This window comes from Candidatus Electrothrix sp., from assembly GCF_052785085.1.
Map to the genome: position 1 here is coordinate 1 of NZ_JALAAI010000117.1, position 11,596 is coordinate 11,596.

Here is an 11,596-nt window from a genome sequence, read left to right on the forward strand (position 1 = left end):
CGGGATTCGGACAAAAAGTACCAACCTTTGTAAGTTCAGCCATCATTCCCTCCTTTCAGTAGTAACTATCTCATATACTGAAATATAAGCATCCAAAAGGTAAATGGCAACACTCAGCAGGGTGACCACCCAAAATGACTTACTTATTCTACAGTATACCATTTCAGGCGGAGATAGAAGGTCTGATTCGTACCGTTGCAGAAAGAAGGCATACTGAAATACCCTCACCTCAGGGAGTAAATTTTCCAAGCATTTTCCATTGTGAAAAGAAGAAACTTCCATTCTTTACTTCACACCGAAAAAGAATTATCTTTATTTGTGAATTTTAGTTTGCAACTCAAAGAAACCAATATTTATGAAAAAGATAACAGTAAAAGATTTTCGTGAAATGAAGGGCAGTGGTCATATCATTTCTATGCTCACAGCCTATGATGCCTCTATGGCTCGCTTGCTGGATCAGGCCGGAGTGGATTCCCTGCTGGTGGGTGATTCATTAGGCATGGTTGTGCTGGGCTATGATTCCACGGTTCCGGTGACAATGGAAGAAATGCTCCATCATGCACGGGCTGTCAGCCGGGGTACTGAGCATGCACTGGTCATTGGCGATATGCCTTTTGGTTCCTATCAGGTTTCGGTTGAGCAGGCCATAATCAATGGTACCCGTTTTCTCAAGGAAGCTGGCTGCGACTGTGTCAAGTTGGAGGGAGGCAGAGAGGTCTGTGCTGCGGTTCAAGGGCTGGTACGGGCAGGAGTGCCGGTTATGGGCCATATTGGCCTGACTCCGCAGACTGCTGGTCAGTTGGGTGGCTTTAAGGTGCAAGGCAAAGATATGACAGCTGCTCGTCAGCTCCTTGCGGATGCACAGGCATTGGAACAAGCCGGAGCCTTTGCTCTTGTTTTAGAGGCGGTTCCTGCTCCGTTAGCAAAAATTTTGCGCCAAAAAATATCTGTACCTGTTATAGGTATTGGTGCTGGCCCGGATTGTGACGGTCAGGTATTAGTTGTCCATGATATGCTGGGCCTGTTTGAAAAGTTCACTCCTAAGTTTGTAAAGCAATACTGCCATCTTGCCCCGGATATTACGCAGGGCGTTCAGGCCTATCTTCAGGAAATCCAGACTGGAGATTTTCCGGCAGAAGAACATAGCTTTGCTGTTCAGGAAGATTTTTCCGCTTTGTTGGCAGACAAGGAAGAATAAGCCAAGAGTAAGCTGAGAAAAAACGCGCTGAGAAAATCCAGGTCTGTCCGATTGACAGGCAGGCATTTTTTTACAGGAAAGTATCGGGTGACTCCTTGGAGTGGCCTGATCAACTTTCACCCACCTTTCCCCACCCCTTCTTGTTCTCTTTCTTTCCTCTGAAATTATCCCCAACTATTGAGTACTGAAGAATTATTTACAGGGTTACTTTTTTTTGTCGTGTTTAGGCTGCTGGGAACCCGTTGATATTCTGCCTTATTCCCCTTGACGGAAAAGGTCTTGTGGGATAAAAGAAGAAAAGGTGGTGGAAAGTGGGGGAGTATGGGACGATGAGGGGCGATGACCTGAGCAGGCATGATAAGAAAATGGCAAAAAAATGACAGAACTCCGTTTTCGCAGCCGCTCTGAGCATAGCTTGGATGCAAAAGGGCGTTTAAATATCCCTGCTCGCTTTCGGGAGGTGTTGTCTGAGGTTTATAACAATGCCCTGATCATTACTAATTGGCAAAAAAGCCTGAAGGCCTATCCTGTTGCTGAGTGGGAGGCCCTGGAAGAAAAATTACTCTGCCAAGGGCGAAATCAGCCTGGGATGAGCGCCTTTGTTCGTTACGTTATTTCTGGTGTTACTGAATGTTCGTTGGATAAACAGGGAAGGATACTCCTGCCCGCCATGTTACGGAATGAATTTGGCATGAGTAAAGAAGTCATTTTGAACGGTATGTTGGATCATTTTGAGATTTGGGATAAAGGGGCATGGCAAAATGAAGTCCGGCGTACCCGTGAAGATTTTACCAGTTTTCGTGAAGGTCTGTCTTCACTGGGTATCCTTTAATGATTGCACAGCCTGTACATATTCATGAACCAGATGCCAGAAGATTACATATTCCTGTTTTATCTCAGGAAGTCATGGAATGGCTTCGGCCCTGCTCTTCTGGATGCTATGTGGACGGCACCTTAGGCCTGGGCGGTCATACTGAGATGATTCTGGAGCAATCTGCGCCAGCAGGCAGGGTGCTGGGTTTTGACTGGGATATTCAGGCTGCCAGGTATGCTGCAAAGCGTTTAGAACGTTTTGGCGATCGATTGCAGTTGGTACGGGCTTCTTATGCAGATATTATTGAGCAACTGCAAATGTGTGGGCATGGAAACGGGCAAGAACAGGTTGATGGTGTTCTGGTAGATCTTGGTGTTTCCTCGTTTCAGCTTGATTGCCCTGAACGTGGCTTCAGCTTCAGGGAGGATGCCCCTTTGGATATGCGCATGGATACCAGGCAGGAGGTGACCGCAGAGCAACTTGTTAACCGACTTTCCCAGGAAGAATTGGCTGATATTTTTTTCCATTACGGAGAAGAACGGCAAGCCCGGCGGGTGGCCCGTTTTATTGTTGAGGCCCGGATACAACAGCCCGTGAAAAGCACTTGCCAGCTTGCAGAGGTTATTGCCCAGGCGATACCAAAAAAATATCACCCAAAGAAAATCCATGTTGCAACAAAGGTTTTTCAGGGGCTCAGAATAGCAGTGAATCGGGAACTGGATAACCTCACCCGTTTGCTCTCAGATGCTCCAAAGGTACTTAAGCCAGGGGCACGGTTATGTGTCATAACCTTTCATTCCCTGGAAGATCGTATTGTTAAGCAGGCGTTTGCCAAGGCACCCCATTATAAGGTCTTGACTGCGAAGCCTGTCCTGCCAACAGCAGATGAAGTAAGAAAAAATGCCCGGGCCCGCAGTGCCAAATTGCGGGTTGCAGAGAAGTTATAAGGGCACGATGGCTATCCATTCGTCAAAAAGGAGGATCTGGTGTGAATCATACTGTTCGCTTAATTCGATCACCTGCGCTCTCTTTGAGTCTACGCAGTCAGATGGCAATGTTGACCAAGAGGGATGGTTTTTCAGAAGATTTTATTCGCTTATCAGCCTATACGCTGGGAGCTGTGTTTGTGTTCTTTTTTGTTGTAAGTATATTTTTTTCCTGGAATATCAGTCAAAAAAAAGCGCGTTTTACCCAGCAGCAATTTGTCCATGATACCCTGCGCCAGGAGCAGATACGTTTACAGGCTCAGAGGAAGAAGTTACTTGCCAAACCGCGCCTGGTTGCTTTGGCTGCTGCTCAATTGGATCTCCACCTTCCTGAAAAGGGCCAGGAACATGATTTGTTTTGAGGCCAGGTTAGAGGAAAGTTTCAGGTAATTCCTGGATTTAGTCTCATTTATCTCATTTAACTTTCATGTTGTAGTGTCCTTCCCCAGAGAGGAGGGATGGGTGTTTATGAAAGAGCGATTCAAACGCGTGTCTATCTCTTTTTTTGTACGGAAAAATGAGGAGAAGATTAAAAAAAGCGGCTATACATATACGCTTCCGGGGCGTCCTTTGCAGAAAAGCAGGAAAGGAATGTTTTTTTTCCTGCTGATAGTTTTGCCAGCTTTTACAGTGGCTGGGGTTATTTTTTTTCTGCCTTTTTCCTTACACGACATAGCCGGACTGATTAAGCGTCCTGTCAGTATCTCACAACCCGTTGAGCAGGTTGGACATATTGAACAGGAGGGAACGAACACTCCTCTGAAACAACGGAACCGTCCGATCCTGCGCGGAACAATTTACGACAGAAATATGGAGGAGATGTCGGTTTCTTATCGACTCTTCACCCTGTTGGTTCAACCTGTGGAAGTAGCAAACAGGGAAATGGTCGCAGAGCAGTTGGCTTTGATTCTTGCGATGGAAAAAAAAGAAATTGTGCAACGCCTGCAATATGGTGAAGGCATTGTTGAGCTGGCTGATGATCTTGAAATACAGCAGGTTGAAGAGTTGGAACGCTTGCAGCTGCCAGGTATCCATTGCAGGCCAACAGAGGTTCGCTATTATCCTGACCATGCTGTTGCGGGTCAACTCCTTGGTTTTGTTAGTGGTCATGCTGGCTTGAGTGGAGTCGAAGCCTTGTACGACGCTGTCCTGGAGCCTGGTGAATTCAGGCATACGAATATTCCAGATCTTGATTTTTCCGGGTATAGTGCCTTGGGAGAAACAGTGTCTGATGTCGTTTTGACCATTGATATGGAGTTACAGCGACAGCTTGACCTGGCCTTGGAGGAGTATCTGCAGCGGAAAGGCGCAAATGGTGGCAGTGCCATTGCTATTGATCCTGATACAGGTCGGATTTTGGCCATGGTGGGCCAGCCAGGTTTTGATTCGAATTATTTTTGGCAGGCAGACGAACAAAAGGCGCATAATGCCCTGTTTGCTCCCCGTTATCATCAAGATTTACTTCGTCCTTTATTGGTTCAGGCTGCAGCCCTTCTTGAAAATGGAATGACTTCTGTGTTGCCAGTAGGGATGAGTTTGCCAGAATATGGGTTACCTGAAAATGTATTATACGATTATTGGCAGCAACTTGGGTTAGGACTGCCTGTTCCTGATTTTCTTCCGATTTCTTCAGAGCGGAAAGAAGTTACTCCTCCTTCTGTTGGTACTGTTGGTGCAATAGGGAGTTCAGGTCCGCTCAGTTCATTACAGATAATTTATGGCATAGCCACCCTTTTAAACAGTGGTTATAGAGTGAAGCCCTGGCTCTTACATGGCGTATATGATCATGCTGAAGAGCGTTTTTTTTATCGTGATGATACAGTCTCTTCACGGGAAAGGATACTTCCTCCGGTGCAAGGCATTCGACTACGGAGAGAGCTGCTCAATGATCCTTCTTTTTCCGAAGAGGGGAGCTTTGTCTTTGCCCATTCAGTTGTAACACATTCTGTGCAAAATGGACTCAGTACGCATTATATTCAAGAGTTGTTCTTAACTGCTGCCCCCCTGGAACGGCCTGAGATTTTGCTTCTTTTTACAGTTGATTATGGTACGCTTGATCCTCATCCAGCAGAGGTGGAGGATCGTAGCATAGGTGAGCTTTCCGAGATGGGGCGGAAGATCCAACCGAACCTTGTTGGTTATGGTGGGATTGTTACTGACGTTACAAAGCCTTTGCCAGAACAGAATGTTGTCAATCTTCGGCGGTATTTTTTGAGCAAGAAATTACGTTCTGCTGAGGTAAAGGAAAAAAGTGTTCATACAGAACCGACCATGCCAGCCTTGGTTGGTATGACTTTACGGAAAGGATTGCAGCAGATAAACAGGTATAGTATCAAAGTACGTATCCACGGAACCGGTCGTATTGTCAAACAGAAGCCAGCTGCTGGCGAGCTGCTGAATGAAATAGAACTTTGTGAGCTGACACTTGAAACAGAACAAAATAACTAGGCCTTCTGTCAAGGACCTGGATGCGTTATTGTCCTGCCTCCCAGCCGAACTGGCTGCGGAGGTTCTTTCTGATGGGGCTGTTAAAAAATGCTCCGGGATAACCGGAGATTCGAGAGAGGCCGGGCCAGGAAGCCTGTTTGTTGCTCTCAAGGGAACAGTGGTTGATGGTCATGATTTTATCTCCCAGGCCGTAGCGCAGGGCTGTAGTTACGTGGTGGTTGAGGATGACCCAGGCCCCTTGTCAGGGGTCACTGTGGTTCAGGTGCAAAGCTCTTCAGAAGCTCTTGGCTGGCTTGTTGCTGGGTTTTACGATTTTCCGGCCCGTTCTCTCAGCTTGATCGGACTGACTGGAACCAATGGCAAGACCACAGTTTCCTGGATGCTTGAGCAGATGCTGAGGAGTACAGGCTATCAGGTCGGAGTGATCGGGACAGTGAATTATCGCTATCAGGACAGATTAGGTGAGACAGTTATTGAGCCTGCCCCGTTGACCACACCTGATCCGGCTCAGCTGCAACGACTGCTTTGGGAGATGGTTGAGCAAGGGGTGAGCTATGTGGTCATAGAAACCTCCTCCCACGCTTTGGAGCAAGGACGCTTAGCAGGTCTTCTGTTTGATGTTGCCGTGTTTACGAATTTGAGCCAGGATCATCTGGATTATCATCTCAATATGGAAGGCTATTTTACTGCCAAACAACTTCTTTTCACCCGTTACCTCAAGAATCAGGGGCAGGCTGTGGTGGTTACAGAACCCAGTGGCAGAGAAGGAAAGAACTGGGGCGAACGGCTTTACCTGGAGCTTCTTGCGCAGCAACAGGAGGCCCAGGGGGAACAGCTTGCAGCGGTGATTGACTGTGGCTTTTCAGCAAAGTCAGCAATCAGTGCTGATACGATCAATCAGGATATTCATGGTTTTTCCTGTGAGTTGGCCTTGGCAAGTGAACGGATCCCTTTTTCTTCACAACTGACAGGACGGTATAATGTCCTGAATCTCCTGGCTGCTGCCGGAGTAGGTCGGGCTCTGGGGCTGAAAACGCAAACGATTATTTCGGGCCTGAAAGAGGTCGGGCAGATTCCAGGTCGGTTAGAGCGGATACAGCTTCCAGGCCTGAGTGAAGATGTGCAGCCCTGTGTGCTGGTTGATTATGCCCATACCCCGGATGCCTTGAAAAATGTTCTCAATACCTTACGATCCCTGGCAACGGGCCAGTTGATTTGCGTGTTTGGCTGCGGCGGTGATCGGGATAAGGGAAAACGTCCCTTAATGGGGGCGGTGAGTGCCCAGTTTGCTGATATTTCTCTCCTGACTTCGGATAATCCCCGCTCAGAAGACCCGGCTGTTATTCTTCAGGAGGTTGCTGAGGGACTTCGTTCTGTTGGGGCGGTTGAATGCACGTTGGAAGAATTGATCAGCGATCAAGCTGACCGCAATGGTGGCTTTCCCACTTTTCTCTGTGTGGAAGAACGAAAGGAAGCTGTTCATGCAGCCTGTGTTTTGGCCGGACCAGGTGATATTGTCCTGCTGGCTGGTAAAGGCCATGAGGGTTATCAAATTCTTGGAGATAAACGCATCTTTTGTGATGATCGGGTGGAGGCGCGTAATGGACTGCTGTGCTGGACTCTCCCCCATCTGCTCAGGGCCCTTGGAAATGCACAGGTGCGCAAAAAAGGGCGGCTGCAGGGTTTGCTGGGGCAGGTGTCCACGGATACCCGTACCCTTTTTTCAGGGGATATTTTTGTTGCCCTGGCTGGGGAAAATTTTGATGGGCATGATTATCTGAGCACAGCAGCTGAGGCCGGAGCTGCGGTGGTCATTGTCCAGCAGAAGCGGGTAGGGGCGACCACCCGGTCGCCCCTACTGCCCGATCATGTGGTTGTTCTTCAGGTGCCTGATACGCTGGTTGCCCTGGGACAGCTTGCAGCCTATCGCAGGAGGCTATTAGGACGGGATCTCACCCTTATTGCCATGACCGGCAGTTGCGGAAAAACCACGGTTAAGGAGATAACCGCAGCGATTTTCACCCGTCATTATCAGGAGAAACAGATTACAGAGACGGAAAGCTTTTCTGTAGACCGAGTTCTCAAGACAGGTGGTAATTTTAATAACCTGATTGGTCTTCCTCTTTCCTTGCTGCCGGTGACAGCCCAACATAAGGTGGCGATCCTGGAGATGGGGATGAATCAATTCGGCGAGATTGAACGACTCACGGAAATCGCTGATCCTGATATCGCCTGCATCACCAATGTCCAGGCAGCTCATCTTGAAGGCTTAGGCAGTATTAAAGGGGTTGCCAAGGCCAAGGGTGAGCTTTTTGCTGGTATGCGCCCGGATACTGTGGCGGTGGTCAATTATGATGATCCCCATGTCCGTCGTTTGCCGAAAAATACCGAGAAGATTATCGGGTTTTCGTGTACATCGACGGGGCGGCGCTATAACCCTGTTGTCCGGGCGACCCGTATCCTTGACGGTGGGGCACGGGGTATGCGCTTTACCTTCCATATCGGTGATTGGCAGGAACGGATTAATATTCAGGCACCTGGAATCCATAATGTCAGTAATTGCCTTGCTGCGGCTGCAATGGCCCATGCAGCTGGAGTTGGACCGGAAACGATTAGTGCGGCTCTGACTGCGTTTCAAAGCACAGATAAACGAATGGAAATGATGACCCTGCCCGGTGGGGTGCGGGTACTCAATGATTGCTATAATGCCAATCCCGCCTCTATGGTTGCTGCACTGCGCACGGTGAGTAGTTTTGGCCAGGATTGTCTCCGGATAGCCCTGCTTGGAGATATGCTGGAATTAGGTCCAGAGGCGGAAGCAGCCCATACCGAGGTTGGGCGTCAGGCAGCGGAGTTGGGGTATGACCATTTAGCGGTGACTGGAAGTTTTTCGGGACAGATGACCCAGGGAGCCTATGGGGCCGGGATGGCAGAGGACCAGGTCCATATTTTTTCTGATACGCAGAGCATGGCCGATTGGCTGTACCAGGAGATGATTCAGGGCAGAATCAAGGCCGATGATTGGTTGTTGCTCAAGGGATCCCGGGGCATGCGGATGGAGAATGTTTTGCAGGAGATAGAACACCGGTTTGCCACCGGGATTAACGAAAAGGAATTGATATGAAAGCACTCAGGGTGTTACCCTGAGCTGGTTAGATATAGCCTCTTCGGGGCTTAGATCCGTATTCCGAAAATACTGTTATCCCCGGAGTGAAACATCTACCGGAAATCAATACCCTGAAAGGGTAATATATAATCAGCCCAGAGTAACACTCTGGGTATTATTTTTACTATGTTCTACCATCTGCTCTACCCCCTGCACACCCATTTCAGTGCTTTTAATGTTTTCCGTTATCTGACCTTTCGCTCCATTGGTGCAGCTGTTACGGCCTTTCTCATCCTCTTTCTTGCAGGCCCGGTGTTTATCCGTTGGTTGCAAAAAAAGCAGATTGGACAGGTGGTGCGTGATGACGGGCCTGAGAGTCATTTCAATAAAAAGGGCGTACCCACTATGGGTGGTCTCCTGATCCTGATTGCTATAACCGGCTCAACCCTGCTTTGGGCTGATCTGGGCAATAGCCTGGTTTGGGTCTGTCTTCTGCTGACCCTGTTCTATGGACTGATCGGCTCTGTTGATGATTGGAAAAAGGTAACAAAGAGTACTACCGAAGGGTTATCAGCTCGTGGCAAGCTGATTCTCCAGGTGACTGGCGCTTGTACGGTGGGATTATTTCTTTATTTCCATCCTGGGTATGACGGCAATCTGAGCCTGCCTTTTTTTAAAGGCTTTCATCCTGATCTGGGCTGGTGGTACATTCCCTTTGCTGTGGCTGTGATTGTGGGTTCTTCCAATGCGGTCAATCTGACCGATGGGCTGGATGGATTGGCTTCCGGGACCGTGATGATTACCGCAGCAGTTTATTTTATTTTTGCCTATGCAGCCGGCAATGTGTTGATCTCGGATTATCTTCAGATTCCTTATGTGTTGGGGGCTGGTGAGGTGGCGGTGTTCTGCGGGACCATTGTTGGGGCCTGTTTGGGCTTTCTTTGGTTTAACTCCTATCCGGCCCAGATCTTTATGGGCGATGTGGGCTCGCTGGCTCTGGGTGGAGCCTTGGGAGCAGTGGCGATCATCATTAAGCAGGAGTTTTTGCTGGCCATTGCTGGTGGTATCTTTGTCATGGAGTCGCTGTCGGTGATTATGCAAGTGGGATTTTTTAAGCTGAGCGGTGGCAAACGGATATTTTTAATGGCTCCGTTTCATCATCATTTTGAGAAAAAGGGTTGGGCAGAGCCCAGGGTGGTGATTCGCTTTTGGATTATTTCTATTATTCTTGGTTTGATGGCTTTGGCTACGTTAAAGTTGCGGTAAGAGCCGGAGAATGAATTGTCATGCAAGCATATAGGGAAATTCAGCGGGATGAGTATGAATATTTTGTTTGGTTGCTTGATAGCTTGATTGACGAAATCGGTGAAAATGAGAGTTATCCGTTAGCATTCCTTATGGAGTCCATCGGAACTTTAGTGGAGACATATGAAAATAATAATTTCGATGATATAGAAGGTTCTCCTGTAGAGGCATTGCGCTATTTAATGGATGAGCATAATTTAAAACAGTCCGATCTTCCTGAAATCGGCAGCCAAGGGGTCGTTTCTGAGGTTCTGAAAGGAAAGAGGGGCTTGAATATCAGGCAAATAAAAGAGTTGAGTGCTAAGTTTAATGTGTCACCGCTGGTGTTTATTCAAGAGCAGTGATTTGTTTTTGTTAATGATGATGGAGTATTATGCATAACCCACCCCATCCTGGGGAATTCATCAAAGAAGTCCAATCTCTGATTTCGTTACACTCTATCAGACCTATATAACGTTCAGGGGGAAGAAACATATGCCGTATAGCGAGTTTACCATAAAGCAGGTCAAGGAAGAATTTGATTTGGCGATTATTGAAAACAGGTCTCTGTTTGGAAGCGTTGAAGAAGCTCTGCTGGATGACAGCGTGAGAAAAAAGCTGGACGAGTATGTTCCTCTTGCCTTAGCTGTGAACACGGAAAAGGCCCGTTCTGAATTTATCATTGCCTATCTCCTTCTGGAGTTAAGGGCGTATCTGGATAGTCAGGTGAGCCTGTTCTCCGGGATTGATTTTGATGTTGATAAAGAAAAAAGGTTGAATGGATTCTGTGATTTTATTATCAGCTTATCGACCGAACAGTTCTTTTTGACCTCTCCAATTATTGCTGTTGTTGAGGCAAAAAACGAAAATATTATTGGCGGGATCGGGCAATGTTTGGCTGAGATGATTGCGGCGAGGATTTTTAATGAGCGGGAAGGGAATACGGTGAAGAGTATCTACGGCGTGGTGACAACAGGCAGTGTTTGGAAGTTCTTGAAGCTCACGGGTAATGAGGCCGTTGTTGATAGGAAAGAGTATCATATTGAGCAGGCCGGGAAGATTATGGGGATTTTGGCGGCGATGGTGAGGCAGGTTGTTTGATGGATGGTATGCCTACGTCGTAGATTATGAGGATTATCACTGATGATTATGCATAACCCACCCCATCCTGGGGAATTCATCAAAGAAGTTTATTTGGAACCTTTGGGTGTGTCGCCCAGAAGTGTTGCCATGCGGCTTAAAGTCTCACCTTCCACTTTCTCAAGACTTATCAAAGGCCGGAGCGCAATTAGCCCGGAAATGGCTCTGCGTTTGTCTAAGTGTTTGGGCCGTAGTGCTGAAAGTTGGCTTCGTATACAGGATATTTATGATCTGTGGCAAGCCAGACAACGTATTGACCTTTCGGAAATTGAACCTCTGATAATATCGGTTTAGCCATGTAAGTCTGGTTTCGTTGCACTCTATCAGACCTACGTAACTGTTCCTATTAAAATGACAAAGATTGCAAGCATAGAGATCTCGAATAACCATGCAGAATTTTTATAGCAACTTTTTAGTATTTATTTCGCTCATTCTTGCTGCTGCGGTTACAGAAATCCTTTCTTCACTGGGATCTTATATACGTAACTATAAACAATACCTTCGCCAATCAATTGTCAATCTCTTCTGGATGATTATTATTGTGTAAACGATAAATCATTCAGGAGAACAAAATGGACATTTTAAGCATACTCTGTTGTTTAACCCCTTGCCTTGACAAC

10 protein-coding genes are annotated in these 11,596 nt (G+C 47.4%); all 10 read left to right on the forward strand.

Features of this window, described 5'->3' with window-relative positions:
• Nucleotides 1–355: 355 nt before the first annotated feature.
• The 10 genes from panB (at nt 356) to L2082_RS15600 (ending at nt 11,270) form a co-directional block, all read left to right on the forward strand.
• Nucleotides 356–1,198 carry a 3-methyl-2-oxobutanoate hydroxymethyltransferase gene (panB, locus tag L2082_RS15555; protein ID WP_446011936.1) on the forward strand — a complete coding sequence of 281 codons (843 nt, stop codon included), beginning with the start codon at nt 356–358 and terminating at the stop codon, nt 1,196–1,198.
• A gap of 376 nt (nt 1,199–1,574) precedes the next feature.
• Nucleotides 1,575–2,030, forward strand: a complete 456-nt coding sequence (gene mraZ, locus L2082_RS15560) for a division/cell wall cluster transcriptional repressor MraZ (RefSeq protein ID WP_446009593.1) — start codon at nt 1,575–1,577, stop codon at nt 2,028–2,030.
• Nucleotides 2,030–2,959 (forward strand): 16S rRNA (cytosine(1402)-N(4))-methyltransferase RsmH, encoded by a 930-nt coding sequence (gene rsmH, locus L2082_RS15565; protein WP_446009592.1) that lies wholly within the window; start codon nt 2,030–2,032, stop codon nt 2,957–2,959. Before mraZ ends, rsmH begins: the two co-directional genes overlap by 1 nt.
• Before the next feature lie 41 nt (nt 2,960–3,000).
• Nucleotides 3,001–3,360 (forward strand): hypothetical protein, encoded by a 360-nt coding sequence (locus tag L2082_RS15570; protein ID WP_446009591.1) that lies wholly within the window; start codon nt 3,001–3,003, stop codon nt 3,358–3,360.
• A 106-nt stretch (nt 3,361–3,466) separates the two neighbouring features.
• Entirely contained in the window at nt 3,467–5,446 is a 1,980-nt protein-coding gene (locus tag L2082_RS15575) for a PASTA domain-containing protein (protein ID WP_446009590.1), read from the forward strand.
• 28 nt (nt 5,447–5,474) lie between these two features.
• A complete protein-coding gene (locus L2082_RS15580) occupies nt 5,475–8,570 on the forward strand; it encodes a UDP-N-acetylmuramoyl-L-alanyl-D-glutamate--2,6-diaminopimelate ligase (protein WP_446011937.1) in 3,096 nt (1,031 codons plus the stop codon).
• 168 nt (nt 8,571–8,738) lie between these two features.
• Entirely contained in the window at nt 8,739–9,818 is a 1,080-nt protein-coding gene (gene mraY / locus L2082_RS15585; RefSeq protein ID WP_446009588.1) for a phospho-N-acetylmuramoyl-pentapeptide-transferase, read from the forward strand.
• A 20-nt stretch (nt 9,819–9,838) separates the two neighbouring features.
• Nucleotides 9,839–10,201 (forward strand): helix-turn-helix domain-containing protein, encoded by a 363-nt coding sequence (locus L2082_RS15590; RefSeq protein ID WP_446009587.1) that lies wholly within the window; start codon nt 9,839–9,841, stop codon nt 10,199–10,201.
• 130 nt (nt 10,202–10,331) lie between these two features.
• Nucleotides 10,332–10,937: a hypothetical protein gene (locus L2082_RS15595; RefSeq protein ID WP_446009586.1), complete on the forward strand. Its 606-nt coding sequence runs from the start codon at nt 10,332–10,334 to the stop codon at nt 10,935–10,937.
• A 42-nt stretch (nt 10,938–10,979) separates the two neighbouring features.
• Nucleotides 10,980–11,270: a HigA family addiction module antitoxin gene (locus tag L2082_RS15600; RefSeq protein WP_446009585.1), complete on the forward strand. Its 291-nt coding sequence runs from the start codon at nt 10,980–10,982 to the stop codon at nt 11,268–11,270.
• Nucleotides 11,271–11,596 lie beyond the last annotated feature (326 nt).